We start from the raw sequence: 25,925 nt of genomic DNA on the forward strand, positions 1-25,925 counted from the left end.
ATGAGCTATACTGAATACTTCACAGCCCGATTTAGTCCAGAATTTTTGAGAAGTCTTCTTCATATCGTTTAAAAAACTCATAGTATGTCCGTACATTTTCCAATTTAGTCCACCGTTTAACATCCACGGGATTCTCATCAAGATCATATATTTTTGCTCCCCGCAAGGCAAGTAAAAATGGCGAATGGGTTGAGATAATAAACTGGCAGTTCCAAAATCGCGCGGCATCCTCAATGAATTTCATTAATTCCATTTGCCTTTTAGGAGCCAGACTGTTTTCAGGCTCGTCTAATATATAAAGTCCATTTTCAGTAATTTTTTCTGTAAAGTACAGGAATGCACTTTCCCCATTGGAATATTCCCGTACATTAGACATCAGTTTCTTTCTCACAAATCGAGACTGTGTTTTACTTCTAGCCATATTTGTTGTTTTAAGCAGCTCATAATCGGATAGGGACTTCATCTGAAACTGAGAATACTTGGCATCCAAATATTCTTCGAAAAGTTTATCCCGTTTTTGGTCAATACCTTCGTTGAGATTACGGACATTCAGCATATAGTCAAATACATCATCACTGGTAATAATTCTGCTGTTTTCGGGAATGTCTGCCTCCAGCTGCATCCCGCACATATTAGTATAGTCGGGATAAAAATTAGATTTATTATAAATGGAATCTCGATTGATCCCTGTTTTTTCGGCAATCACATTTAAGGCCGTGGATTTTCCCGAACCGTTTCCTCCATATAAAATCGTAACCGGCTCAAAATCAATTCTTTCAAAGTTATGTCTGGATAAAACCCTAAATGGATAAAACACGTCATAGCATGTTCTTTTTACTTTTAGGAAGAAGTCGAATTCCATCTCGTCATTGGGAAATGTAAAAACACTTAAGTAAACCATTGTTCCCTTCCTTCCACATAATAACAATAAAAGGCTAACAATCCTGTCAGCCCCATGATGCAACATAATTTATAGTTAAGTCATTCCCTCTCCGGTCATGTCTGTAAAGTTACTTAATTATAGCATATTATCTAAGCAGGAATTAACTCCGGGGAGATTTCCAACGGTTTTTTCGAAAGGGGTATATAATTCCCTCCGAGAGCTTAAAGAAAAACACAGGAAAATGCGATGCTCAGTTTTTCTGTACTTCGGGGTTATAGGGAGGGATAGTGAGCAGAAGCAATAAACCGCTTTATACCATCAACTCAACAATAAAGACTGATAAACAAGCCACGATAGAAACCTTGAACAGACTGCCACCGCGATAGGCCAAGATTAAGGCCGTGCCGAATCCTGCCAGGGCGGACCACAGGTTTGCCGTCGCGCTTAAGATCGCGGGAAAGGTCATCACTGCCAGAGTGACATAGGGAACATAATATAGAAAGGATTTGAGATAAACATTCCTGATTTCCTTACGCATGAAAATCAAGGGAATGAGTCTGATCAAATATGTAACACCCGCCATGACCAGAATATAGAGATAGATATTACCCCTCATGGGCAGCCTCCTTCACCGGAAACAGGAGAGCAGCAATTCCTGCTATCGCTACTGTTAAGATAATGATTTTAAATCCCTGGGAGATTTGACTAAGGATGGGTAGTTGGGCAAACAGCAAACTCAGCAGCATGGATGAGATAATGATTCCAGTCAATAGTTTGTTTCCTTTTGCCGGCGGGACAATCACAGCAATAAACATCCCATACAAGGCGACACTTAAGGCGCTGATGATTCTTGCGGGCAAAATCTCCCCTGAAACAACACCGCAAAAGGTACCCAGCATCCAGCCCGGTATACTAACGCTCATCAGACCGTAATTGTAGAAAGGGTTCAGTTTACCCGCTTTGCAAACGGATACCCCGAATATTTCATCCGTAACGCCGAAGGCCACCAGAAAGCGATGAGGCCAGCCTGCTCCTGCCTCGAACTTTTGAGATAATGAACAGGACATCAAACAATATCTTAAATTAATGATTAGTTGGGTCAGGGCCATTTCCAGATAAGTCGCGGAAGTCCCGATTAAAGCCAATGCTCCGAATTGTCCGGCTGAGGTCAGGTTGACTGCGGACATGAAGACGGCCTGAAAGGGCGTCAGCCCGGACTTCTTTGCCACAATGCCAAAGGTAAAAGAAACCGCAAAGTAGCCGAGAGCGATGGGGATACCGTCTTTGATTCCGTTTTTCCAGGGGATAATCTTGTTGCTCATGAAACTTACCTCTGATCTATCATTATATTTGTTTCATCATACTCTCCCCTCTTGACATAAGTAAAACGAATTTCCATAATGAATATATAAGTTTTTCTAATGTAAATGAGGTGAACAATGAATCGCTATCAAGCTTTTATGAAAATCATCGAAACAGGAAGTTTTACTAAAGCTGCTGAGGAACTCGGTTACACTCAATCCGCTATCAGCCAGATGGTACGCTCCCTAGAGGAGGAACTATCCACCATACTCTTTTTGCGTTCTCGGAAAGGGATCTCTCTGACGCCTGATGCCGAGGAATTCCTGCCCTACATTAAAGGGGTACATAATTCCCTCCGAGAGCTTGAGGAAAAACACCGGGAAATGCAAGGACTGCAAACAGGGATTATTCGCATTGGCACCTTCTCCAGTATTTCCAGCAATTGGCTGCCTGATTTAATCAGGGATTTTAAAGCCAGGTACCCTTCGGTATGCTTTGAACTTCACCAGGGAGAGTACACTAGCATTGCCCAGTTGATTAAAGAAGGAAGCGTCGATTTCGGCTTTGTCAATCCCGATGCTCAAGCTGTATCCGAACTCAAGACTATCCCCCTTCAACAAGATGAAATGCTGGTGGTGGTGCCCAAAAACCACCCCTTAACCCTCAAAAAGAAAACATTACTTCAGGACCTGGTCAATGAAGCCTTTATCCTCTTAGATGAAGGTCAATTAAGTGTGCCCTTGGAGTTTTTTAAACGGGAAAATCTCCATCCCAACGTCCAATACCGTGTTCATGATGACTATACGATTATGTCCATGATTGAAAGCGGCTTGGGAATATCTATTCTCCCGAAATTAATTATCAGCAGGTCCCCTTATCATATCTCAACCTTGGAGCTGTACCCGCCTATTGTCCGTACCATCTCCCTGGCCTTTAAAAACAAGAAGGTATTGCCCATTGCCAGCCGGTACTTTATGGATTTCATTGTTGAGCAATATGGAAGTTCTTCTTGAGTCGTCTTTTTGTTCAATTGTACAATAAATTAGGAGTATCTCGATGACTTCATTGCTGTTGTAGTTACTCATTAGCCTTAATTGCTTCACTTAATTCCTTTACTATTACTTCTAAATTGTCTCGTCTACCAAGTGCCCAATTATAAATTTTAAACGATTTGTCTTTAACTTCTATAACAAGTCCTTCCTTATTAAAAGTTAATGAAGAAATTGAATCGTAGGAGAACATTCTTTGTCCAATTGCTATACTTTTACTTCCGACTATTAGAGATTGTTTCTGGAGAAAAGAACACCACAATAGATAAACAAGTGTGAATAAAAATAATGGCAATAGATTGATTGTTTTTAGAGTATACACTTCAGTCACGCCAATGCCGATTAGTATTACAATCTGGATTGTTACGTGAAATCTTTCTAGTAATGATTTAAAAAGTATTTTTTCATATAATTTCATAGCCTGTCTCGGGAATGCGTAAGCATATTCATTACCAATAACTATAACTAGCAAGACGATAATGGAATGCTGGTACTTTGGTTCAAATAACAAAAATAATGGAAATAATACAATTAACATTGCACAAAAAGCAAACCTATTGCTTACTTCGGGCTTGTAATCCATTAAAATCTCCTTACCTTTACTCCACTATTATGTAAACATGATTAAAAACCGGCAAACCGTTGCTCCACCATTTCAAGAAATAATCCTCTGTCATTGTCCTATTCCCTGTAAGCTCAGCATTTTCATCATTATCCCTGCCGGAATCAAAAAAATACAACTCTTTTTTTTCATCATCATAGCCTAAAAAAGTCATGTAATGCTGCCAGAAAAGTCCATTACCGACTAGAACAATAATTGGCTTATTCCCTTGCACAAGCCTATTCTTTAATGAATTAAGATCTCCTCTATAAATAGCTGGTCTAAATCCCTGAGACTGAAAATAACTGACTACTCCCTTGGGTAAAACATATCCTGAAATAGGAATCTTATAGGGGATTTTCGCATAAATCTCTGCACCTTGAAGATTTTGCCCAAAGTTCCTCAGAACGAAAGCAGTCGAAAAGGCCGCACATTGATTTTTACCCTGACGTTCAAATCCGGTATTAATAGATATTTCGTACCGATTGGGGGGGCTCTCGGCTTTAAATTCTCCTGTGGGAAAAGGTGATAGCAGGTGAATTAACCCACCAAGAAGAAAAACAAAAATCATACCCATTAACAACCACTGGATTTTTACTTTCTCCTTTTTAAATCCCATATCAACCTCCAATACCTTCAATAATAAAGCAACAATCCCTCTGATCTAATAATTCAAAATCACAACTATTTATTTTAGATAATTCTATTTTTTTATATAACATTTCCTCAAATTCATGCCATCCGAACCAAATTGACCAAAGCTCAATAGGCTTACCCTCTTGGATTTTAGTATTTAAATACTCTTGAAGTTGGTTTGTCCAGTTAATACTAAAGCTCCCACCAAGCCAATAAGTATATCTTTTCTTAATGTACTCCTCTATTCCATAGGGCGGATTAGTACATCTTGATATTGTTAATCCACCAGTATCAACACCATCAGGAATAAAGATTGCTTTAACATCATCGCGAAGTTTATCAAGGTTAAAGGATAATTCCGGTCGAGGATTAAGATTCATTTCCTTTAATTCCTTAACCGTCCCCTTGATAATACCGGACAAATCTATTTCCGGTAATTCGTAATCAGACGCAATAAAAGTAAATCTACTCAAATAATCACTCCCTTGTCATTTTCATCGACAATAACTCATGATAATTATTCTCTTTCATCCCTAATAAGTTCATATACAACAGTTTTCTCCATCAAGCTACCAAAACCCTTCTTTTACCAATAGTGTTCCACTTTGGACAGAGCTTATCCTGAGAAATTATCCTAGCCAAAAATAAGGATTTAAGTCTATAATCAGGACAAGAGAATCTATCTTTAACTTAGTTTCAGATGGATGACTACCGCCTAAAATCAGAGATATATCAGTATTTGACTATAAATTTAGGATATAGAAAATGAGAGGATTGTAAGGCTGTATGGATCTTAAACCAAAGAGTCTCTTCCATCTGATTGAAGAAGACAAGCTGGTTCGAATCATTGAAACCTTCACTAAGGCTACAGACATCACCATTGATATCAATGATGCCCTGGGGTTTCCGGTGGTCCAGCATGATTATTTCTATGGATTTTGCCGGAGTATTCGTTCCAAAGAAGTTGGACTCAAGCGTTGTATTAATTCCAATGCCGAATTAGGTTTTAATACCCTGACCCAGGGTAACTCAAGCATAGGCAAATGCCATGCCGGCGTGATGTTAATGGCGGTACCTATCATCGTTGATGATAAGTTCTACGGTTCCATAACCTGCGGTCAGATGCTGCTGGAAAAACCCGGAGCAAAAGAAATTGAGGATATGCTTGCCGCAACTGCCGACCTAGGACTGGATCCCCAAGATCTCAGTAAAACCTTTCAAGAAATCCAGGTTATCAGTATGGAAAAATGCCAGGCAGCCGGCGGCCTGATCCAATTTGTCGTAAGTTATATTGTTGAGCTGATCTATCGCGCTAATCGTCAAGAAGCCTTAAGCAAAGAAAAGCTTAAAGCAGCTGAGGACGCCCGGATTATTATCGAGTTGGAGCATACCTTGCATAGAGCAGAGCTGAAAAACCTCCAAGCTCAAATCAAACCCCACTTTTTATTCAACACCCTTAATACTATCATCAGTTTAGTCACCCTTGGTGATAATGCCAAGGGGTTAAATACTCTTTTTGCCCTTTCTAATTTACTGAGGCATAATCTTGATCACCCGGAGGAACTGGTTCCCTTGCGAGAGGAACTGCATTATGTAGAAAGCTATCTTCTGATTCAAAAAAATCGCTTTGGAGATCGTTTGGAGTTAACCATTCAAGTGCCGGAAGACCTCCATGATTTACAGATTCCCTTCTTAAGCCTGCAGCCTCTGGTTGAAAATGCCTGTATACATGGCTTAGAACCTAAAGAAGGTCTGGGTCACCTCCGAATTGTGGCTAAAAAGCTGAATAACGATGTAGAGATTTCTGTGATAGACGATGGGGTTGGTATGTCTCAGCACTATTACACTCTCGATTTAAGCCAGGAACATCCCCTTCAGGCCGGGATAGGCCTGCGCAATGTCCATAAACGCTTACAGCTTCAATTTGGCCCTGGGTATGGGATCAGGCTGCTGCCTGAACAAGGGCTAACGACGGTTCGCCTCCTTATTCCCCTGCAGGAAGGGTGAAAAGAACTCGAAATTTACTGACTAAATTCGAAAGGATCATAACCAGAAAATCCTGGCTAATGATCCTTTTTCACGTCTTAATTGTTCTTAATTGCCTCTAAAAACCGGCGGGAACATCGGTTACATCACCTAACGGTGTATACTCACGATTGAGGGCTTCGGCAACTGCTTTATAAGTGAGTTTACCGTGGATAACATTAACACCACGGGCTAAAGCGAGATCCGTTCTGATAGCCTCCGCGTACCCCAGATTCGCCAATTTAAGAGCATAAGGCATTGTAGCATTCGTCAAAGCAAAGGTGGCAGTGCGAGCTACAGCTCCGGGCATATTGGCCACACTATAGTGTACCACGCCATACTTTTCATAGGTGGGCTCGGCATGGGTTGTCACATGATCAATGGTTTCCACGCTGCCACCCTGATCAATGGCCACGTCAACAATCACTGACCCTGGTTTCATTCCTCGAACCATTTCCTCGGTTACGAGTTTAGGAGCTTTAGCACCGGGGATTAGAACAGCTCCAACCAAGAGATCAGCTTGTTCTACTGCCTGTTGAATATTATAGCTGTTAGACATCAAGGTTTTAATCCTTGAACCAAAGATATCATCCAAATAGCGGAGTCGGCTATTACAGACATCCAGGATGGTTACATCCGCGCCAAAACCAATAGCCATTTTAGCAGCGTTGATACCAACGATACCACCTCCCACAATGGCAACTTTAGCGGGGGGGACTCCCGGCACTCCACCTAAGAGTATTCCCGTACCACCATACTGTTTTTCTAAGAATTGAGCACCGATTTGAATTGACATACGTCCGGCTACCTCACTCATAGGGATTAATAGAGGCAAGCTGCCGTCGGCAGGTTGTACCGTTTCGTAGGCAATTCCTACTACATTTTTTTTGAGTAAGGCAGCAGTTAAGGCCGGTTCTGGAGCAAGATGCAAATAAGTAAACAATAGTTGACCATCTTTGAACAGCTCATATTCTGAAGCCAAAGGTTCTTTAACTTTCATAATCATATCTGCACTGGCATATACGTCTGAGGGAGTAGCCAAGATATTGGCACCGGCAGCAATGTATTCTTCATTGCTTATACCGCTGCCTACACCTGCATTCGTTTCGACGACTACTTGATGACCGGCTTTGCCAAAGGCTACAACACCTGCGGGAGTGAGAGCTACACGATTTTCATTGTTTTTAATTTCTTTCGGTACCCCGATAATCATTTGAATTTGCGCTCCTTTCGACTGGTGGCTGTTTATACCCTTATCATCTCATAATAAGGTTTGCCAACCAGATTAAACCATTGCCCAAAAACAAAAAAATAATGTCAGATTGTTCAAATAAGTTGTAAATATTTTTACCTTTGATATTAAGATATTGTAATTCTAAAACGAATAGGCATTGTGCTTAAATAAACGTATAATTGACTTAAAATCCTATGGTTATAAACTTTTCGAGGAATGGATGATAAGAGGATGTATAAAGTATTGCTGGTTGATGATGAGGAATTAGAGCGCAAGATTTTGCGGTTGACTTTACAAAATTCTGACCTGCCTATTTCAACAATCGATGAGGCTGTCAATGGACGGGATGCTTTAGAAAAAGTTCATCTCCTCCAACCGGATCTGATCATTATGGATATCAAAATGCCTGGGATTGACGGGATTGAAGCCACCAAACAAATAAAGTCATTTTACCCCTCTACCGAAGTGATTATTTTAACCGCCTACGGAAAATTCTCCTATTCTCAACAAGCTATTAAAGCCCAAGCTACAGACTATTTACTTAAGCCAATTCAACCTCAACTACTCATTGAGGCTGTAAGACAGGCCATAAATAGGTTTTCTCTTAAAAAATTTCAGCCCGGGCCGGCCATGGATTTTTCAAAACTAGAGGAACTGGTTAAAGACGGCGATCTTAGCGAGGGAAAGCGGCAATTAGCCCTGATTTTTGCCCATCTGACTAAAGTTGAACCTGTTCCCTCCACCGCCCTGCTTTATTCTTTCGGTTTACGACTTATGGTCATCGTTCTCCAGGCTGCCTTATCTGGAGGTGCCGATCCTGGGGAGGTGACTTCTACAGAAAATGATCTAGTGCAAGACTTATCCCATATTACCTCTCATGCGGGCCTCAAGGCCTGGGGGGATGGAATGTTGGAAAAGTGCATTAGTTTATTAAATTCAGCCATTCAACAGCATAACCAAGGGTTAACTCTCATCCGCAAAGCTATGGAGTACATTGACCAGAACTATGCTGAGAATATCTCCCTCAACATGGTGGCGAAACATGTCCATCTCAGTCCGGCTTATCTGAGTAGGATCTTTAATAAGAACACCGGCGTGGGTTTTACGGATTACCTGACCCAAGTGCGTCTGAAAAAAGCCAAACACCGATTGCGCAGGTCTGCTGAGACAATAGATCAAATTGCCATCGCTACCGGTTTTAATTCCAGCAGCTACTTCTCGGCGATTTTCAAAAAATCCGAAGGCCTCACCCCCTCGGAATATCGAGGAAAGCATATAGGAGGCTCTTAATATATGCTTTCCTTACTGAAACCACTTGTATTTCGCAAATATGTGTTCCCAATTAATTGCTTACTCAGGATTTTTCTATATATCTTCTTTTGCAAAAGAAATCAACCCGCATCGTCACAATGAGGGTTGATTTCTCGCTTGCATCATTAATATCTATTTGGTGGTCTTCACAAATACAAAGGTGTTGTCATCTGACAGATCATCCATATATAGGAACCCAAGTCGATTAAACCTTTTGATTTCAGCCAAATCTTCAACAGCGTTTTCAGCCAGGAAACGTACCATTTCGCCGCGAGCCATTTTCACATAAACCCCTTTTTCGATAACCTTACCGTCGATCAGCTCGCCAAATTTGCAGGTAACATAGTTGATGTCGGCAGTTAAGTATTTTTCAACAGTTTTACTGTATTCAGCGGAAGCAAGATTCAAAATCCTGGTATCATTCTGGGTTAACTCCCGATAGATATCATCTTTCCAATAGTCATATAGATTATGACAGAAAGGGGTTTTCAGCTTTGCCTGCATTTCCAAGCGATAGGGTACAACTCCATCAAAAGGTTTCAATATCCCGTAAAATCCCGAGAGAATCCGCAGATGGTCTTCAATGTAGTCAAAGTAGCCATCCTCAAATACCTGCGGGGCCATGTACATGTACTGAATGCCATCGTAGGATAAAATGGCCGGGTTTGTATACCTGCATAAATCCATTCTTTGATAGCGTTCATAGTTCAGCCTGGCAATCTCATCGTTACAACAAAGCAGCTTTTTAAGTTCAATATAGGTTAGGTTTTGGAGATATTCCTTGAGCTGTTGAGTTTTTTCAAGATAGACAGGGGCTTGGCGAGAGGGAAGAAAATCCCCATCCATATTCATCTTCTTAGCCGGAGAGATTATGATCTTCAATATATATCATCCTTAAGTTAAGATAACCTAGTCAGAACCATATTCTGGATTCTCCACGAGAATATTACCTTATCACTTAACTTGTCTCATCGTCTACAACGAGCATTCTTGAATTCCAAATCACCTCTTTGCAAAGAGTTTACACCCTTTCCTCCACAAATCCTCAAAGAATCCCACAAAATCCACACCAAATTGATTAATGATATTCATAAAAACTCTCAAAATCAGTGTAGTCAATAATAGAGCAATTACAATACCCACAATACCGTTATTCATATCAACTCCACCTCCCTAGACAAGCTAAAAATTAAAGGCTAACAACTCTTGTCAGCCTCATGTTGCAATAATTTGGTTTCTTACTTCGGATAAAGACTTTATATTTGGAAATTGAAGTATCTACCACGGTGTTACAAACCCTTGTAATTTATTATACCCTAAATTTCCTAGGATGAAAATAATTCCAGGTTCTGAATAGTTCTAGAGGCTATGGCACATATTAGTCAAAAATCAATGCTTTGGGGAGGAACTTATGAAAGAACATCACATAAGCTTAACAACTCCTGAGATTGCAGGTTTATGGAAAACATACATGCAAAATACCTCTAATTTATGTGTCTTTAAGCATTTTGAGCCCTATATTCAGGACTCCGAAATCAAGCCCTTAGTTATTGAACAAATAAACCTTTTGCAAAAGTTCACGGCTAAAATCACAGAGATTTTCTCAAACGAAAATTTCCCTGTACCACAAGGTTTTTCTGATGAGGATATAAATTTGTCTGCCCCTGCCCTTTACACAGACTTATATGGACTTAGCTATGTCTACAGATTTAATCAAATAGTATTTAGTGATTATGCTGTGACAATAACCAAAGTAGCCCGGACTGATGTGGTTGAATTTTTTTATGAATGCTTAAATTTGAGTGGTGCCTTATTTAAAAAAGCATTAACCCTTATGTTGTCTAAAGGGATTTATGATAGACCTCCCAAAATGCCTTATCCTCACCAGGTAGAGTTTATTAAAAAAAGAGATTCTCTCATCGAAACCTGGTTTGGTGAGCATAGACCCTTAAATGCTATGGAATTAGGCGAAATATTTTATATCATTGAGAGAAATTATATTGGCATTCTTATGTTAATGGGTTTTATTCAAGTGATGCAAGACCGAGAAATTAAAGATTATCTGCTGAAAGGAAAAGATCTAGCTGAAAAACAAATTGATATCTTTAATAAAATTCTCAAAGATGAAGAACATTTGGGTAATATGCCTGTAAGTATGGAGGTAACTGATTCAACCGTCTCCCCTTTTTCGGATAAGTTGATTATGTTCCTGATTTCAACATCCGCTTCGGCAGGAATCTATTTATGCGCATATGCAATGTCGCTCTCGATGAGAAAAGATTTAGCTGTTCATTATGCAGCTTTGATGGTGGAAATATCCCGATATGGCGAGGAAGGCATGAAGCTCATGATTGAACGAGGCTGGATGGAACAGCCGCCGGAGTCCTTTGATAGGGCAGCTTTTCAGCATTAGAATAAACAGAGCCAGTGATAGATTTAACAAAAAGGCAGAAGAAAGAATAGCAATAAAGTATTCTTTCTTCTGCCTTTCTCCCAGCCGCATTCCGTGCAGAGGGAGCAGGGTCCAGCCCAGAGAGCAAAGGCTTTGTAGTAGCCCGCCACAAAGGCCTCCCCTTCCGCCTTCAGGATCAGCCGCTGAAAATCCGCCGTAGGCGGTGTCCCTTCGATGAGCAGGCAATCCCTATAGTCCCGGAGCATCTCCCGGGTCTTTTCGGCAGGAAGGCTGTCCGGCGGACAGTGAGGTTTACCGTATTCAGTACAGCCAAACCGGCAGTGCAAATCGACCCAGCCTGGAACCACAATATCTCCCGCTGAAATCAGACGTATACTGCTGAAGCCAAACCTTCTAAGCCTGGCCATAAGCTGAGCCTTACGGTCTAGGCAAAGATTTTCAAGGCATAAAGCATCTTTGGCGGCGAAGATCAGCGCTGTATCTGAAGCAGGGGGCAAAAGCTCAGAGACTGGGGATCATTGTTTGGATATACTAAAGTGTTTTTCATCATACCTTGCCTCTTTACGCGATCCCAAAATATTCGGCAGCGACCTGGGCGGCACAGCCGGTTCCGCAGACAACACAACCGTGATCATCACCGACTGCCGCAGTAGCCTTTAATTGTTCAGGATAAAGAGCCGCCTTAATTTGCCTGTCCAGGTTCTGGGCAACGCGGGCCTTAGCCATTTCCAGATCTCTAGCCCAGGCTTGTTGATTGCCTTTGGCAATATCCGCAATGTGGGCCGCCATTCGGGTAGTAATCACTCCGGTTCGGACGTCTTCCTCAGTGGGCAGACCCAAGTGCTCGGCCGGGGTCAGATAGCAGAGGAAATCTGCACCACAGGCTCCGATCAGCGCCCCACCGATGGCTCCGCTGATGTGATCATAACCTGGCGTTACATCCGTTGCCAAAGTGCCCAGGATATAGTAAGGGGCGTTATTGCATAGTCTTTTCTGCACTTGCATGGTTGCCTCCACATGATTGAGGGGTACATGCCCGGGTCCTTCCACCATGACTTGAACACCGGCCTCCTGGGCTCGCCTGGTAAGTTCCCCCTGGATGATCATGCCCTGGAGCTGAGCACCGTCCAAGGAATCTGCAATACTGCCGGGCCGGATGGCATCCCCCAGGCTTAAGGTAACATCATAAGCCTTTAATATTTCCAGCACCCGGTCAAATTTTTCGTAGAGGGGATTCTCTTTCTGATTGTGCAGCATCCAGCCGGTGAGGAAAGCACCACCCCGGCTGACCACGTCCGTTACCCGTCCGGTAGCCTGCATTCTTTTAATGACGTCCATATTCAGAGCACAATGAATCGCCATAAAATCCAGCCCGTCCGCCGCTTGTCTTTCAATAACCTCAAAAATATCCTCTTCTCTCATACTGACAACACTGCCGTATTTTTCAATAGCCTCAATCCCGGCCTGGTAAATCATGGTGCTCCCCACGGCCACATGAGCCAGGGACAAGGACTGCTTCCTCATGCCGTCAATATCTTTTCCAGTACTTAAATCCATAAAGCTGTCGCAGCCGGCTTCTTCTGCAATGGCCAGCTTGCGAGCTTCCATTTCCATGTCATCGCGATCGCTGGAGGTGCCAATCAGGGCATTAACTTTAATTCGCAAGCCTGCCCCTATTCCACAGTATTTGAATTCCTTGCGGTTTTTGTTTCTGGGAATGACGATTCTCCCTTCGGCAACTTCCTGGCGGATAAATTCCGCCTCAAGATTCTCATCAGCCGCCACAACTTCCATTTCCTCGGTAATGATCCCGGCCCGGGCTTTTAAAACCTGTGTCATATTAACCACCTTTCCCTTCTTAACAGCTATGCTTGGTTGTGTTCAGATACTTAGAAACAATTTCCATAGCACAATACTTCCCGCACATGGCGCAGGCCGTAGATTCCCCGCTGTTACGGGTTTTCCTGATCTCTTCCGCTCTGGGCGGGTCTATGGCCAGTTCCAATTGTCTTTTCCAGTCCAGTTGCTTGCGGGCCAGAGACATTTCCAAATCCCACTGCCAGGCTTCTTTACTCCCTTTGGCCAGATCGCCGGCATGGGCAGCAATCCGGGCGGCTATAACTCCCTCCCGCACCTGATCAGCACTGGGTACTCCGATATGTTCAGCAGGGGTGACATAACAAAGAAATTCCGCCCCTGCCCAGGCACTGAGGGCACCTCCTATTGCAGCATTGATATGGTCATAACCGGCAGCAATATCCGTCAGCAATGGCCCGAAGACAAAATAGGGAGCACCCTGACAAAGACTCTTCTGCAAAGTAACCGTGGCCTTCACATGCTCAAGAGGCATATGCCCGGGACCTTTAATCATAATTTGGACCCCCGCTGCCCTGGCCCGTCTGACCAGTTCTCCTAGGATAACCAATTCCTGAACCTGGGCTCCGTCCAGGGAATCTGCCAGACACCCCGGCCTCATCCCATCAGCCAGGCTGAGAGTAACATTATATTTCCGGGCAATTGCCAAGACCCGGTCATATTGTTGATAAAGAGGATTTTCACATTCATTGGCAACCATCCAGCCGATCAAATGAGCACCTCCGTAACTCACCAGGGGATCAATGCGGCCATCTTTCTTGGCTCGTTCCACAACATCCATGGTCGTTGCACAGTGTAAGGCCAAGAAGTCAACGCCGTCTGCCGCCTGCCGTTCAATAACCTCAAACATTTCCTCGGCTGTCATTTTCACTGTGGAACCGTACTTTTTCCCAGCTTCAGCGATGGCCTGATAAACAGGGAGTGTGCCAACGGGTACGGAAGCAGAATTCAGGGTTTCTAGGCGCATGGCATCAATATCGCCGCTGACGCTCAGATCCATGAGAGCATCTGTACCTGCCAACAAGGCTGTTTTGACCTTGCCGACTTCTTCACTAATGGAAGCTTCACTGCCGTAAAGACCGATACTGGCACTAACCTTTGTCCGCAGCCCCTTGCCAATACCTACAGGAATAAGCGTCTTATGGTTGATATTTCCGGGGATGACAATTGTACCCGCTGCAACTCCCTGCCTGATAAATTCCGGGGAGACTTTCTCCCGAGCTGCTACCTGCTCCATTTCAGAAGTAATTGTTCCTTCCAAGGCCCTTGTTAATAAACTCATCATTATCCTCCTTTGAACCTCTTATTGCTCACAATAATTCCTATTAATTGTCTGTTATCTGCCTACCCTCCCTTTTTTTAACCGGTTTCCTGCTCAACAACCGGAACGGGATAAATCCCGTCGAAACACGCTGTACAAAACTCCTTAGGACGCCGCAAAACTTGAAGCATGCCTTTTAAACTAAGGTATTGCAGGCTGTCCGCCCCCACATATTGCCTGATTTCTTCGAGAGTCCGCCGGGCAGCAACAAGTTCAGCAGCTGAAGGAATATCTATGCCATAATAACAGGGAAAGCTTAAGGGAGGAGAAGCCACCAGAAGATGAACCTCTTTTGCCCCTGCTTCTCTGAGCATTCGGATAATTTGACAACTGGTGGTTCCCCGGACAAGAGAATCGTCCACGACTACTACCCTTTGCCCTTGAATTACATCGCTGATAACATCAAATTTCATCCTGACAGCCAGTTCCCGATTCTTCTGTCCAGGCTTGATGAAAGTCCTCCCTATGTACCTGTTTCTAAGCAAACCTTCCCGGAAGGGCAAACCGCATTCCTCGGCGTATCCCATGGCCATTGCCGTCCCGGACTCGGGAATTGAAATCACCAGGTCTCCAGCCACCGGATGCTCTCTGGCCAACTCACTGCCAAACTTTCTGCGAACTGAATTCACGGAACTGCCGTCCATCACACTATCTGAACGTGCCAAGTAAATGTATTCAAAAATACACAGGCGTCTGCACCCTCCCGGAAAGCTCTGTCTGAAATTAACCCCGTTTTTATCAATAATTACACCCTCTCCGGGATCAATTTCCCTGACTAACTCTCCGCCGGCAGCCTTAAGGGCACAGGTTTCTGAAGCCAGTATATAACCTGATTCCATCCCTTTCAGTTTCCCCAGGCATAATGGCCTCATTCCGTAAGGGTCCCTCAGGCCAATGAGACTGTTTTCTGTCATTAGCACCAAGGAATAAGAACCGGATATTTCCTTCAGAAAGAGTTCAAGGAGTTGCTCCAGGGAGAAATTTCTGTAATGGGCCAGAAATCTCAAAAAGATTTCACTATCCAGGTTTGGATAACCGAATGATCCGGTTTGGTCCAGCCGTTTTTTTAATTGACAGGCATTCGTTATATTCCCATTATGGGCTACTGCCACACTGCCCTTGTCATCTTTATACAATAAAGGCTGAGCATTAGCTTCCGAACTGTCGCCGCCGGTGGAATACCTGACATGTCCGATTGCTATATTCCCCTTTAATACAGATAAACTAGCTTTATTGAAGACTTCCGTAACCAGACCCATTTTTTTGTGCACTTTGATTTGCTTCCCGTCTGAAACCGCTATACCGGCACTTTCCTCTCCCCTATGCTGCAGTGCGTTGAGACCATAGTAGGTTTTCAGGGACACATTATTTCCCGGAGCATAAATACCCAATACACCACATTCATCCCGAGGTTTATCATGAAATTCCCAAGGGCACATTATCCTCTCCTCCTTAGAAAAAATAAAAAACAAAAAAACCCGCAACTCAATAGAGCGCGGATTTTTCCATCATCCTCACCTAAACCGGCTTATAACGCGAAGCCGATGCTAAGTATTTTACAGGCAGGTCTCCTGACTCAGGCTCACAGCTTTCTTGCCTCCTTCCTCCTTACAGAGTGGTCATGGCCAAAGCTCCCCTTTACAGTGGCGGGTCCGTCCGGGACTTGCACCCGGTTCCCTATTCTCCCTCATTGGGCACCTGTAAAATTATGTTTATTTACTAATGTCAATATTACTTAAGAAAATCGGGCCTGTCAAGTACAACTTCACTGAATTGTCAGAAAAACTACTAAGCCAATTTTTTAATTCCCTGGGTTTCCTTTCTTCCTGGCATTGCCAGGGAATGAATCAAAGATCTCGCATACGGACAATCATCAAGCTGACCCCAGATTCGAATGGTATTCGAATCTGGGGTCAGCTCCTCTTTAGCGGTTTCATCCTCAACTTGCGGTTACTTAGAAAAGTCCAGTTGATACTGAGCCTCGGGTAGCCATTCATGTTTGAGAAAGTCACGTCCCTTTACATTAACCACACCATCTTTAACATCAACAACTAAGCCCTGACTGGCCTCTGGGGCTTGGCGTACTCGACTGGCAGAAGCATCATTGAACATTGTAAAGGTGTCATTAACAACAGAATCAGGTGAACCTAACTTAATGTGTAAATGACCGACGAAGAGGACGACATTGGGAACCGATTGAAGGATTTTTGCCAGTTCTTTCTGTTGTACCACTAAATTGTACTTTCTTTGGGCTTTGCTATTGGCGGAAAATATGGGTTGATGTAAAAAGACAAACACAGGTTTTTCTGGTGTAAGGTTTTCAGAGATTTTTGATTTCAACCATGTTAATTGGGTTTCCGAAAGATAGGCAGCATCACCTATAGTTAGATCAGACATTCTCGACTTTTCGGAGCCAAGAAATATGAAATGAAAACCACTAATATAGTGATCAGTATATACCTGACTTCTCCCGGCAAAGTCTAAAAAACGCTGTATTGCCAGAGGATCTGTATCTTGATTTGGGAAAGTATCGGAATTCCATGCATTACTGTTTGGATCATGATAGGCTTTGTAGAATTCGTGATTTCCAATGGTGGGCACTATCGGAGTTGTCTTACCTGTATTCGTCCGGACAGACCGAAGTATTTGGTTAAGAGTCAGATAGTCTTCAGGTGTACCGTCGCCAAGATCACCATTTAATACTACTAAATTAAGCGGCGGTTGTTGATTTACAAAAAGATCTTCCAAGGCTGTTCTAAACTTCATTGGAGCAGTTTCGCTGGAAAGAATATGAATATCACTAATAACCGCAAAGCTTACATTATTTTGACTCGATTTCAGTGCATCGGTTGGTTCGGAAGCTGATGATAAAGCAAGTCCCAGCAAGGGGATTGCTTCTTTTGGATCGGCAGATGTATTAGCAGACTGAAGCCTCTCCTCAGGAGTAGTAACTGAGTTAAATTCAATTTTTAGACTTAGTGATATGACAGCCAGCAAAAACAAACCAATTATCCATAACTTTTTAGCTTTAATGAGTATCCCTCGCTTCTGATGTGATGTCTATAGTGTTGCCATCATTGCCTCAGAACAAATCTCCCACATTATTGTCACTTGCTGTATTCTTCACCCACCTGTTTTATCTTTCCTTTCTAGCGGGAAACTGAGGAGTCACATCAAAGGTCGCCGAAACATCTTTTAAATGCTCCGTTATCTTTAAATGCTGAGGGCAGGCTTGTTCACATTGTTTACAGTCTATACAGTCACTTGCCTTACCATGATTTGCCGCCAGGTTCAAATAATAGACAAACTGACTGGAAAAGCCATCAGTCATAGCACGTTTTGTACTGTTATATAAGGCGAAGTAGTCTGGTATAGCTATCTTTTTCGGGCAGCCCTTTTCACAATATCTGCAGATTGTACAGGGAATTGCCGTATTTTCATTGATAATTTCGCTGACCTGATTGATAATCTTGTACTCCTCTAGATTCAGAGGTTGGAAGTCTGCCATATAGGACGTATTGTCAAGCACCTGTTCTAAGGTATTCATGCCACTCAGAACCATGTTTACTCCTTCTTGACTGGCGGCAAATCGTATTGCCCAGGATGGAATGGATGCTTTCGGATCATATTCCTTCATTATTATATCTGCTTTTTCAGGAACTAATGCCAGAGAGCCTCCTTTACAGGGTTCCATGACAATAATTGGTTTGTTATGTTTTCTGGCTATCTCATAGCACCTTCTGGACTGAATGCTTGGATTTTCCCAGTCAATATAATTTATCTGTAACTGAACGAAATCCAATTCCGGATGAGCTGTTAAAATCTCATCTAGTAATTCCGGTGTATCGTGGAATGACATACCAAAGCTCTTTATTTTGCCTTCTTTCTTTTTATTAATTCCAAAACTAAAACTGTCAAGTTCACAAGCTTTCTTGTATGATATAACACCAATATTGTGGAGCAGATAATAATCGAAATATTCCACTCCGCAATTTTCAAGCTGTTCATTAAAGACTGTTTCTTGATCTGCCACAGTTTTTACATCTCTCATAGGCAGCTTTGTCGCAAGTGCAAAACTATCCCTGTGATGTCTTTTTACGAGAGCTTCTCTCATTATTTCTTCACTCAGATAGCCATGATAGACATAAGCAGTATCAAAATAAGTAAATCCTCTCTCAATAAAGGTATCTACCAGTTTATTTAACGTTTCCAGATCGAAGGATGTCTGGTCATCTTTATCCAGAAGCGGTAACCTCATACATCCAAAACCCAATTTTTTGTCCATTGTATTCTCCTTCATGCTGATTAATTCATTATGGTTTAGAAGCCTAAATTTTTCAGCTTTCTATATTAATACTATAACACTTCGAGTTAACTCTAAGTCAAGAGTTGATATATAACAGAACCATCGCAATTTCCTGAATTTTGTCTAAGGATATTTCCTTATATGAGAAGAATTTCTTCTGCCGGGAAAGAAAATGTAGCGAAATAGTTTTAATTATTCTCTATCCATTTGATCGGAAATTAATGCTTCTAGTAGTATCTCCCCGTAGGCTTGCACACCCGATTCGGTCAGGTGAACACCATCCGGATAAAAATATTCCTCATGGCCACTACTGAGCAAATGCCAATCGATCAGCTTGATATTTGAGTATGACTCCGCTACCTTTGTCAGGGTCTCATTTACTTCTCTTTCCCAGGGCTTCGGAACCCGGGTATTCACCAGCAAGATTTCCTCGGCTCTTTCCAGGGAGTCCAAGGTTTTCCTTAACTGTTTCTCCGTAAAGGAACCGTTTGTTCCAAGTTCAAGCATTACAATTTTTCTGAGCTTAGCCTCATCTTCAAGCCTGGAAATGAGATCCGGAGCCTGATACATCTGCCTGCCCAGTTGTGCGTCGATTATAATACCAGGTAAACGTTTTTGCAAAACAGGCTCTAGATTGATCATTAAGGAATCTCCAATGATCGTAATTTCATTCCCCTGGATATCTGTTTTTTTATCCGTTGCCTTAGATCCCTTGGTGGCAGCAATCTCTTCCTGGTCAGCTGTTTGAGCTAGATTTTGCGACACCTGACTCTTCGCCAAAGCTTTTTCTGAAATATGCATGCCTCCATTGAGGGTTACAAACAATAATAAAAACATCAGCAAGATACTCAATGAAATTTTGGTAATGGGGGCCAATGGCCTTTGCCACCATTTAAGGTTAGACCTCCGCCTCCGCAGATATTTCTGTCGTCCGTACCGGATCGGTTCCTCGATTAAGTAGCGAGACAGCGCGGCCAGGATAATGCTCACCCCAATTTGCCAGAGTGTGCGGGGAAAATTCAAGCCTTCAGTATTCACAACCGGATTTGTCAGAATGATGACCGGGTAATGCCATAAGTAAATTCCATAGGAACATTCTCCTACCCAGCGCAAAGGTCCCCATCCGAATATTCTGCCCAAATAGCTGGCCGGGTGAGCCAGAGCTGCCACCAAACCTGCCGCTGCGACGGAGTAAAGCAAGAGTCCGCCCTGATAGAGAGAGGGTTGGTATTGATCTGTTGTTCCGATCATCAATAGTACGACCAATAGCCCTAAGCTTCCTCCTAAATCCAGGGCCAGTCTCTTTTTGCCGGTGAGGCCTGCGTTCATCTTCCAGTTGGGCCATACCATGGCAAGTGCTGCCCCGACAAGCAATGCAAAAGCACGAGTATCCGTTCCATAGTATACCCTGCTGGGGTCATGGCCCGGTATGTAAATCATCGCCATTGCCGCAGCGGAAGTCAAGGCTAAAGCCATTGTTCCCCCGATAATCCATTTTCGCTGCAGGCAATAACGTAACCCTATTACTAAAAGAAGGGGCCAGAAAAGATAAAACTGTTCTTCTACCGCCAAAGACCAGAGGTGTCCCAAGGGAGACGGCGGACCAAAGCTTTCAAAATAGGATACCTGATGGAAGATCAGATACCAGTTGCTGGTGTAAAACAGCGCTGCCAACGCTTCCTGCTTCAAGGCTGCCAGACGCTCGGGTGCCCAAAGCAAAACCCAGGACATCACGCCTGCCAGCATCACAAAAAGAGCCGGCAGCAGCCTACGGGCCCGGCGCAGCCAGAAATCTTTCAAGTCAATTCCTCCGGATAGCTCCCATTGCTTCAAAAGAATACCGGTGATCAAATATCCGGATAACACAAAGAACAGGCTTACCCCTAAGAGCCCTCCCGGTATCCAAGTCAAATTTAGATGGTAAGCAATCACGGCAAACACCGCTAAAGCTCTTAGTCCGTCTAATCCCGGCATGTAGCCGATGGACTTCTTCTGCAATCCCCTTGGATGTAAATTCACTTGATTTGTCTTCTTGCTGCAATTCATGTTCTTATCTTCACTCTCCAAATTATGCCAGGCTTTAGATTTTTTACATCATAGCCGTCTCTCCTTTTCACAATACCAAGATTAGAGCTCAAGTGCTTTACAAAAAGCTTAAATTATATTACGAAAAAGTTACAAATATCGAATAAATGCAGATTATGTAGCATAAAGAAAAAAGAGCGCTTTAAACGCTCTAATTAACCTATTTACCTGATTGTTTAGGCCTCCAGTTTTAATGCAGTTGTCCCCGTCACAATCAATGTGCCGTACCCTTTAAATTAAGTAATGCAACGCCGATAATGATTAATACTATACCCAAGCCGTTATATAGATTGAGTTGTTCTTTCCAATATAAAATCCCTATCACTGCCGTTAGTGCAGTTCCTACGCCTGCCCAGATTGCGTAAGCTATGCTTAAAGGAATTGTCAGTAGAGCTAGTCCCATTGAATAAAATGATATACCATATCCACCTATAAATAGGAGACTTGGTATGAGTTTTGAGAAACCTTCTGAAGCTTTCATCATTGATGTTGATACTAATTCAAAGACAATTGCTATTGCTAAAAGAACGTAACCGTTCATTATTTTTCCTCCTCAGTTAACGAAAGTAAGTAGTTTAAAACTTGATCACGTACATCTTCATTTAGGTTTAATCCGTATAACTGATTGAAGTACATCCCGTCAACGGCAAGTCGGATGACTGTTGAAACAATGGGGTTAATCTGGTCATTTTCAATATGATTCTGAAGTACTTTCAAGTCCCTAGCCATGGACTTAACAAGATCCGGGCTTGTTGCAATCGCCGATAAGAAAGCGAGATTCATTTCAAATTCATTATCTAATAGGTTAAAAGTAAGATTTGTGTAAGCCCTTGTCCACTTCCCGTTATGACGAGGATCGTCCTTAGTAATACGCTCCAAGTCATCAAAAAAATTGTGCATTATAAAGTCATTCATGCCTTTCATTAACTCATCCTTAGTAGCGAAGTGATAGAATAATCCACCTTTACTTATCTTCGCCTCTTTGGCAACTGCTTCTAATGTTAATGCAAGTACACCTTTGGTATTAATAATCTGAGCGGCAGCCCTTAGTATTTTCTGCCTAGTGTCATTTTTAGTAGTTTTAGTATTATTCTCCATAGACGCCTCCAGTTTGTATGTTCCATGATAATACACCGGCCAGCCGGTATAGTCAAGCATAAATTAAAAAACAGCTCTGAAGTATCATTCTTCATAGCTGTTTTATTGTTCCTAATTTGAGTCTAACATGGCTACTTGTCCGTTAAACAAAATCCTTATAAACTAAACCTAAAATTTGCAACCCAATACCCCTATATCAGCTGCTTATTTATTTTAAAGCAATATAAATATCAATATCAGCATTCTCCCAATTACTATTAAGATATTCCTCAAAATCTCCGGTAAAGCTTCTGTTTAAGTCCATTTTCCAGATTTGGCTCCAAGCCTCGGCAACTGCCTTTTCCATATGCCCGTGTACCGAGAACTTCGCATACCTTCCTGCAGGAATTATTTTTACAGTCAGTTCATCATTCTCTGGTTTGGAAACCTCATTACCGGCAGTTACACAGTATTGGTCATCTGAATAATCCGAATAAAGCCCGATGGCATACTCGTTAAGCTTATTTTTGATTGAAGCATTTACACCACCTTGATATAACTTTTCCCAAAGTCCGCCGATAACTGCACCCATTTTAGGATCAGTGTTGCTGGTAATTGCACTAACACCAATAATTGTTTTTTGCGCTAAATTTACGATTTCATAATTCACTATAATAACCTCCCTCTCTTTGATAAGGCTATTATACTTTGTCTAATACGACAGCTGTATGTCATATTAAAGGTAATGTTTCAAGGTGTTCTGCAGTTCTGCTTGGACATCATTTCTTACGTCCTGGGGTTCCAAAACTTCACAATGCCTACCAAAAGTTGTGATGTAGTAAACTATCCATTCACCCTTGGGATAGTTAATTTCTGCAATAAAACTTCCGTCCTCTTGTTGATCATAACTTTCAAATTCCTCATATACCCTATACGCAACCTCCGCAGATAGCTTTAGCTTTAGTTTAATATATTCTTCTTGAAATACATTCTCGTTAGAAAGAATTTGACTGGGGGATTTCCTCTGAAAGTTTTGCTCTGCTAGACAAAGCTCCTTGATTCGCCTTAACTTAAAAAAACGGAAATCACATCGGGACTTACAATATCCATATAAATACCATGCCCCACTTTTAAAGCAAAGTTTCAATGGCTCTACTTCACGTGCTGTCTGCTGTCCTTTGGCACTGGCATAGGCAAAAGTAACGATTCTCTTGCCTAGTATTGCAGATTTAATTGTATTGAATGTTAAAGTTTCGTTCTGTGGATTAGCCCAAGATGAAAAATCCACTTCAATCCAATCTGAGTTTGATTCACCAAACAAGCTGCTGAGCTTTTTAAGTGCGGTATCTGTTTTGCTGAGATTAACAGCATTTACAGCTTTTAACGAAGATATAATCTCTTCTCTTTCTTCATCAGTTATAACAGCTTTATTCAGCACAAAATCAGGCAGCAGTGAAATTCCACCGCCCTTACCTTTGCTCATATAAACAGGAATTCCTGCAGAAGACAACGTTTCAATATCTCGATAAATAGTTCTTGTTGAAACCTCAAATCGCTCTGCCAAATCCTTAGCTGTTACTGCTTTTTTATCAAGCAGGATATAGACGATTTCAAATAATCGGTTGATTTGCATTAAATCACCCTATTTCAATATACTCTTATAAAATGACGTCATCAAGTCATATTATAAGATGTCTGACAAAAACCTCCAGGGTTTCGGATGGATCTTCGGCAATAATTCCCTGTCGCCACCGCTGCCTCGACGCTATTTATTGCTTATCCTAAAAAAAGCCCTATTTTACAATTAGTACAGGACAATTAGCCCTTTTAGCCACCTTATGACTAACTCCTCCTAAGACAAACTCCTGTAAGGTATTTAACCCCCGGCTTCCTATGACAACAACATCAAATTTTCCCTCATTGGCATATTTTACGAGGGCAGGCCCTGGCTCACCGTGGATAAACTTTACCTTAAAATTAACCTTCCCCTCTTTCATCTTCTCTTGTATGGGAAGCAGCTTTTGATTCCTTTTTAAGGTTATAGCGTCGGTATCTAACTCGCGTAATACATCCGCTTTAGATGCCTCACTGTTGATCACATAGACAATCTCAATGGTTGCCTCCGGATTATTCTGCGTTAACAAGATTGCTTTTTCAGCAGCTCTTAAGGAATGTTCAGAGCCATCGGCGGCCAATAGGATTTTATTAAACATAAGTAACCCCCCATATTTAATTTATATCTATCGCTTCTCAGTGTTTTGGCGGTTCAGAGTTCAAATCTGTGTGCCTGGCCAATTTATCAATCAATCGAGCACTCTGCTCGTTTAGTCCGCTTAAGGTTACCTTGATATTGTATTGACGGTATTTGAAGACGATCTTATCAATGGCAGCAACAGCTGAATCATCCCAGAGATTTGCATTGCTGAAATTTATAATTACTTCTTGAATATTATCCTTGTTATCCGTCGTAAAATCAAATGCATTCAGCAAATCTGTTACCGAGACGAAAAACAGCTGCCCACTGATTTTGTATGTTTTCACTGAACCATCTTGCTCTAATTGTTTCTTGGTATAAACCTTAGAAATTTTGGCGGCAAAAAAGACTGCACTTAGAATAACTCCCGCCATAACCCCTAAGGCTAAATTATGAGTGAATAGAACCGTCAAAACGGTAACGATCATCACAAAGGCATCCGTTTTAGGAGTAATGCCCAAGGTTTTAAGCGATTGCCAGTCAAAAGTCCCAACCGAGACCATAATCATGACAGCAACTAAAGCTGCCATAGGAATTTGCACGACATAATCCCGGAGACCAATAATTAGAAGGATCAAAAAACCTCCTGCTATAAACGTTGATAATCTCCCTCTTCCGCCTGATTTCACATTAATGACCGACTGTCCAATCATGGCGCACCCGGCCATTCCTCCCAAAAAACCGGCGACAATATTCGAAATACCCTGCCCCTGGCTCTCTATATTTTTATTACTCCCTGTATCCGTCATGTCATCCACAATTGTGGCTGTGAGCAAGGATTCAGTCAATCCTACCATTGCCAAGGCAAAGGAATAGGGTGCAATAATTAATAATGTCTCCAGGGTTATCGGCAGGTTGGGTAAAGAAAAACTGGGCAAAGAACGTGTAATAACTCCCATGTCTCCGATCACTGGAACCTTGAGGTCAAGTATTATAGCAATAGCTGTAATCCCAACAATCGCCACAAGTGTAGAAGGAATTGACCTTATTATCTGTGGCAGACCGTAGATGATCACTAAAGCACCCACTGTCATAACGTAAGCTGGCAATGATTGGCCAAACAGATATGGGAATTGAGAAGTAAAAATCATAATTGCTAAAGCGTTAACAAACCCAACCATCACTGAGCGAGGTATAAATTTCATATACCTGGCCAGTTTGAATGTCCCAAATAAGATCTGAAATAGTCCTGTGAGTATCGTAGCAGCAAACAGATACTCGATACCATGATCTTTTACTAAGGTAGTAAACAAAAGAGCCATTGCTCCTGTCGCCGCAGAAATCATTCCAGGCCTTCCCCCGACAAAAGCAATCACAATCGGAATGATAAAGGATGAATATAACCCCACCATTGGGTCTACACCGGCAATAATTGAGAATGCAATTGCCTCTGGAATCAAAGCCAGGGAAACGACAAGCCCAGCCAATACATCATTTTTAATATTGCTTAACCATGACTCTCTGAAGGATAAAGTTTCCATACAAACCTCACTTTTATAAGAAGCTACTTTCGAATAGTGTTCCCCTAGGAGCAAAAAGAAAATTCTCCTAAC

26 protein-coding genes and 1 riboswitch are annotated in these 25,925 nt (G+C 42.2%); of the genes, 4 read left to right on the forward strand and 22 right to left on the reverse strand.

Translation table 11 applies throughout. The features are described 5' to 3' along the window. Window positions 1-31: 31 nt before the first annotated feature. The 3 genes from DP73_RS00180 to DP73_RS00190 all read right to left on the reverse strand — a co-directional run bounded on the left by DP73_RS00180 (window position 32) and on the right by DP73_RS00190 (window position 2,205). Window positions 32-901 carry an AAA family ATPase gene (locus DP73_RS00180; protein ID WP_034596501.1) on the reverse strand — a complete coding sequence of 290 codons (870 nt, stop codon included), beginning with the start codon at window positions 899-901 and terminating at the stop codon, window positions 32-34. A 292-nt stretch (window positions 902-1,193) separates the two neighbouring features. Beyond that, a complete protein-coding gene (locus tag DP73_RS00185) occupies window positions 1,194-1,499 on the reverse strand; it encodes an AzlD domain-containing protein (RefSeq protein ID WP_034596503.1) in 306 nt (101 codons plus the stop codon). Next, window positions 1,489-2,205 (reverse strand): AzlC family ABC transporter permease, encoded by a 717-nt coding sequence (locus DP73_RS00190; protein WP_034596505.1) that lies wholly within the window; start codon window positions 2,203-2,205, stop codon window positions 1,489-1,491. Before DP73_RS00190 ends, DP73_RS00185 begins: the two co-directional genes overlap by 11 nt. A 117-nt stretch (window positions 2,206-2,322) precedes the next feature. Between DP73_RS00190 and DP73_RS00195 the strand changes: the two genes are divergently transcribed. Beyond that, window positions 2,323-3,198 carry a LysR family transcriptional regulator gene (locus DP73_RS00195; RefSeq protein ID WP_034596507.1) on the forward strand — a complete coding sequence of 292 codons (876 nt, stop codon included), beginning with the start codon at window positions 2,323-2,325 and terminating at the stop codon, window positions 3,196-3,198. Between the two features lie 64 nt (window positions 3,199-3,262). Here the strand turns inward: DP73_RS00195 and DP73_RS00200 are convergent, their stop codons facing one another. From DP73_RS00200 to DP73_RS00210, 3 genes are read right to left on the reverse strand one after another with little or no spacing between them, the layout of a single operon-like run. Beyond that, complete coding sequence (locus DP73_RS00200) at window positions 3,263-3,817, reverse strand: hypothetical protein (RefSeq protein ID WP_034596509.1); 555 nt, start codon at window positions 3,815-3,817, stop codon at window positions 3,263-3,265. A gap of 16 nt (window positions 3,818-3,833) precedes the next feature. After that, complete coding sequence (locus tag DP73_RS00205; protein WP_034596510.1) at window positions 3,834-4,454, reverse strand: hypothetical protein; 621 nt, start codon at window positions 4,452-4,454, stop codon at window positions 3,834-3,836. Between the two features lies 1 nt (window position 4,455). After that, window positions 4,456-4,944 carry a hypothetical protein gene (locus DP73_RS00210; RefSeq protein WP_034596511.1) on the reverse strand — a complete coding sequence of 163 codons (489 nt, stop codon included), beginning with the start codon at window positions 4,942-4,944 and terminating at the stop codon, window positions 4,456-4,458. A gap of 313 nt (window positions 4,945-5,257) precedes the next feature. Here DP73_RS00210 and DP73_RS00215 point away from each other — a divergent pair, with 313 nt between their 5' ends. Beyond that, window positions 5,258-6,478, forward strand: a complete 1,221-nt coding sequence (locus DP73_RS00215) for a PocR ligand-binding domain-containing protein (protein ID WP_034596512.1) — start codon at window positions 5,258-5,260, stop codon at window positions 6,476-6,478. Between the two features lie 97 nt (window positions 6,479-6,575). Here the strand turns inward: DP73_RS00215 and ald are convergent, their stop codons facing one another. Next, the gene (gene ald / locus DP73_RS00220) at window positions 6,576-7,709 is read right to left on the reverse strand and encodes an alanine dehydrogenase (RefSeq protein ID WP_034596513.1); all 1,134 of its coding nucleotides are present in this window, start codon (window positions 7,707-7,709) and stop codon (window positions 6,576-6,578) included. A 252-nt stretch (window positions 7,710-7,961) separates the two neighbouring features. Between ald and DP73_RS00225 the strand changes: the two genes are divergently transcribed. Further along, window positions 7,962-9,020, forward strand: a complete 1,059-nt coding sequence (locus DP73_RS00225; protein ID WP_034596514.1) for a response regulator — start codon at window positions 7,962-7,964, stop codon at window positions 9,018-9,020. Window positions 9,021-9,173: 153 nt separating this feature from the next. Here DP73_RS00225 and yaaA read toward each other — a convergent pair whose 3' ends face one another. Further along, on the reverse strand, window positions 9,174-9,923 hold the full coding sequence (gene yaaA / locus DP73_RS00230; protein WP_034596516.1) for a peroxide stress protein YaaA: 750 nt from the start codon (window positions 9,921-9,923) through the stop codon (window positions 9,174-9,176). Window positions 9,924-10,043: 120 nt separating this feature from the next. After that, the gene (locus DP73_RS23250; RefSeq protein ID WP_165574359.1) at window positions 10,044-10,199 is read right to left on the reverse strand and encodes a hypothetical protein; all 156 of its coding nucleotides are present in this window, start codon (window positions 10,197-10,199) and stop codon (window positions 10,044-10,046) included. A gap of 253 nt (window positions 10,200-10,452) precedes the next feature. Between DP73_RS23250 and DP73_RS00235 the strand changes: the two genes are divergently transcribed. Next, the gene (locus DP73_RS00235) at window positions 10,453-11,454 is read left to right on the forward strand and encodes a DUF3231 family protein (RefSeq protein ID WP_034596518.1); all 1,002 of its coding nucleotides are present in this window, start codon (window positions 10,453-10,455) and stop codon (window positions 11,452-11,454) included. Window positions 11,455-11,477: 23 nt separating this feature from the next. Here the strand turns inward: DP73_RS00235 and DP73_RS00240 are convergent, their stop codons facing one another. The 13 genes from DP73_RS00240 to DP73_RS00300 form a co-directional block, all read right to left on the reverse strand. Continuing rightward, window positions 11,478-11,951: a DUF2284 domain-containing protein gene (locus tag DP73_RS00240; protein WP_128751354.1), complete on the reverse strand. Its 474-nt coding sequence runs from the start codon at window positions 11,949-11,951 to the stop codon at window positions 11,478-11,480. 64 nt (window positions 11,952-12,015) lie between these two features. Continuing rightward, on the reverse strand, window positions 12,016-13,293 hold the full coding sequence (gene bzaB / locus DP73_RS00245) for a B12 lower ligand biosynthesis ThiC-like protein BzaB (RefSeq protein ID WP_034596521.1): 1,278 nt from the start codon (window positions 13,291-13,293) through the stop codon (window positions 12,016-12,018). A gap of 19 nt (window positions 13,294-13,312) precedes the next feature. Further along, window positions 13,313-14,611 carry a phosphomethylpyrimidine synthase ThiC gene (thiC, locus tag DP73_RS00250; protein ID WP_034596522.1) on the reverse strand — a complete coding sequence of 433 codons (1,299 nt, stop codon included), beginning with the start codon at window positions 14,609-14,611 and terminating at the stop codon, window positions 13,313-13,315. A gap of 77 nt (window positions 14,612-14,688) precedes the next feature. Continuing rightward, a complete protein-coding gene (gene purF / locus DP73_RS00255) occupies window positions 14,689-16,089 on the reverse strand; it encodes an amidophosphoribosyltransferase (RefSeq protein WP_128751355.1) in 1,401 nt (466 codons plus the stop codon). Between the two features lie 104 nt (window positions 16,090-16,193). Beyond that, window positions 16,194-16,367, reverse strand: a riboswitch (cobalamin riboswitch). A 233-nt stretch (window positions 16,368-16,600) separates the two neighbouring features. After that, window positions 16,601-17,653 carry a metallophosphoesterase gene (locus DP73_RS00260; protein WP_034596523.1) on the reverse strand — a complete coding sequence of 351 codons (1,053 nt, stop codon included), beginning with the start codon at window positions 17,651-17,653 and terminating at the stop codon, window positions 16,601-16,603. A 133-nt stretch (window positions 17,654-17,786) separates the two neighbouring features. Continuing rightward, a complete protein-coding gene (locus tag DP73_RS00265) occupies window positions 17,787-18,935 on the reverse strand; it encodes an aldo/keto reductase (RefSeq protein WP_034596524.1) in 1,149 nt (382 codons plus the stop codon). A gap of 213 nt (window positions 18,936-19,148) precedes the next feature. Further along, window positions 19,149-21,002, reverse strand: coding sequence for an acyltransferase family protein (locus DP73_RS00270; protein ID WP_034596527.1), 1,854 nt, complete (start codon window positions 21,000-21,002; stop codon window positions 19,149-19,151). A 253-nt stretch (window positions 21,003-21,255) separates the two neighbouring features. Continuing rightward, the gene (locus DP73_RS00275) at window positions 21,256-21,582 is read right to left on the reverse strand and encodes a multidrug efflux SMR transporter (protein ID WP_014903150.1); all 327 of its coding nucleotides are present in this window, start codon (window positions 21,580-21,582) and stop codon (window positions 21,256-21,258) included. Continuing rightward, on the reverse strand, window positions 21,582-22,139 hold the full coding sequence (locus DP73_RS00280) for a TetR/AcrR family transcriptional regulator (protein ID WP_052090317.1): 558 nt from the start codon (window positions 22,137-22,139) through the stop codon (window positions 21,582-21,584). The genes DP73_RS00275 and DP73_RS00280 overlap by 1 nt, the downstream gene beginning before the upstream one ends. 208 nt (window positions 22,140-22,347) lie before the next feature. After that, window positions 22,348-22,788, reverse strand: a complete 441-nt coding sequence (locus tag DP73_RS00285; protein WP_034596530.1) for a GyrI-like domain-containing protein — start codon at window positions 22,786-22,788, stop codon at window positions 22,348-22,350. Window positions 22,789-22,854: 66 nt separating this feature from the next. Next, window positions 22,855-23,751: a YafY family protein gene (locus DP73_RS00290; RefSeq protein ID WP_034596532.1), complete on the reverse strand. Its 897-nt coding sequence runs from the start codon at window positions 23,749-23,751 to the stop codon at window positions 22,855-22,857. A 160-nt stretch (window positions 23,752-23,911) separates the two neighbouring features. Further along, window positions 23,912-24,331: a universal stress protein gene (locus DP73_RS00295; RefSeq protein WP_034596534.1), complete on the reverse strand. Its 420-nt coding sequence runs from the start codon at window positions 24,329-24,331 to the stop codon at window positions 23,912-23,914. A gap of 37 nt (window positions 24,332-24,368) precedes the next feature. Beyond that, window positions 24,369-25,853, reverse strand: coding sequence for a SulP family inorganic anion transporter (locus tag DP73_RS00300; protein ID WP_034596635.1), 1,485 nt, complete (start codon window positions 25,851-25,853; stop codon window positions 24,369-24,371). Window positions 25,854-25,925: the final 72 nt, after the last annotated feature.

Source organism: Desulfosporosinus sp. HMP52, assembly GCF_000765145.1.
Taxonomy (GTDB): domain Bacteria; phylum Bacillota; class Desulfitobacteriia; order Desulfitobacteriales; family Desulfitobacteriaceae; genus Desulfosporosinus.

Bases quoted from the DNA above. Each gene is read 5' to 3' on its own strand.
- DP73_RS00180 (WP_034596501.1), bottom strand. From the start codon at position 901: ATGGTTTACTTAAGTGTTTTTACATTTCCCAATGACGAGATGGAATTC.
- DP73_RS00185 (WP_034596503.1), bottom strand. From the start codon at position 1,499: ATGAGGGGTAATATCTATCTCTATATTCTGGTCATGGCGGGTGTTACA.
- DP73_RS00190 (WP_034596505.1), bottom strand. From the start codon at position 2,205: ATGAGCAACAAGATTATCCCCTGGAAAAACGGAATCAAAGACGGTATC.
- DP73_RS00195 (WP_034596507.1), top strand. From the start codon at position 2,323: ATGAATCGCTATCAAGCTTTTATGAAAATCATCGAAACAGGAAGTTTT.
- DP73_RS00200 (WP_034596509.1), bottom strand. From the start codon at position 3,817: ATGGATTACAAGCCCGAAGTAAGCAATAGGTTTGCTTTTTGTGCAATG.
- DP73_RS00205 (WP_034596510.1), bottom strand. From the start codon at position 4,454: ATGGGATTTAAAAAGGAGAAAGTAAAAATCCAGTGGTTGTTAATGGGT.
- DP73_RS00215 (WP_034596512.1), top strand. From the start codon at position 5,258: ATGGATCTTAAACCAAAGAGTCTCTTCCATCTGATTGAAGAAGACAAG.
- ald (WP_034596513.1), bottom strand. From the start codon at position 7,709: ATGATTATCGGGGTACCGAAAGAAATTAAAAACAATGAAAATCGTGTA.
- DP73_RS00225 (WP_034596514.1), top strand. From the start codon at position 7,962: ATGTATAAAGTATTGCTGGTTGATGATGAGGAATTAGAGCGCAAGATT.
- DP73_RS23250 (WP_165574359.1), bottom strand. From the start codon at position 10,199: ATGAATAACGGTATTGTGGGTATTGTAATTGCTCTATTATTGACTACA.
- DP73_RS00235 (WP_034596518.1), top strand. From the start codon at position 10,453: ATGAAAGAACATCACATAAGCTTAACAACTCCTGAGATTGCAGGTTTA.
- bzaB (WP_034596521.1), bottom strand. From the start codon at position 13,293: ATGACACAGGTTTTAAAAGCCCGGGCCGGGATCATTACCGAGGAAATG.
- thiC (WP_034596522.1), bottom strand. From the start codon at position 14,611: ATGAGTTTATTAACAAGGGCCTTGGAAGGAACAATTACTTCTGAAATG.
- purF (WP_128751355.1), bottom strand. From the start codon at position 16,089: ATGTGCCCTTGGGAATTTCATGATAAACCTCGGGATGAATGTGGTGTA.
- DP73_RS00265 (WP_034596524.1), bottom strand. From the start codon at position 18,935: ATGGACAAAAAATTGGGTTTTGGATGTATGAGGTTACCGCTTCTGGAT.
- DP73_RS00270 (WP_034596527.1), bottom strand. From the start codon at position 21,002: ATGAATTGCAGCAAGAAGACAAATCAAGTGAATTTACATCCAAGGGGA.
- DP73_RS00275 (WP_014903150.1), bottom strand. From the start codon at position 21,582: ATGAACGGTTACGTTCTTTTAGCAATAGCAATTGTCTTTGAATTAGTA.
- DP73_RS00280 (WP_052090317.1), bottom strand. From the start codon at position 22,139: ATGGAGAATAATACTAAAACTACTAAAAATGACACTAGGCAGAAAATA.
- DP73_RS00290 (WP_034596532.1), bottom strand. From the start codon at position 23,751: ATGCAAATCAACCGATTATTTGAAATCGTCTATATCCTGCTTGATAAA.
- DP73_RS00295 (WP_034596534.1), bottom strand. From the start codon at position 24,331: ATGTTTAATAAAATCCTATTGGCCGCCGATGGCTCTGAACATTCCTTA.
- DP73_RS00300 (WP_034596635.1), bottom strand. From the start codon at position 25,853: ATGGAAACTTTATCCTTCAGAGAGTCATGGTTAAGCAATATTAAAAAT.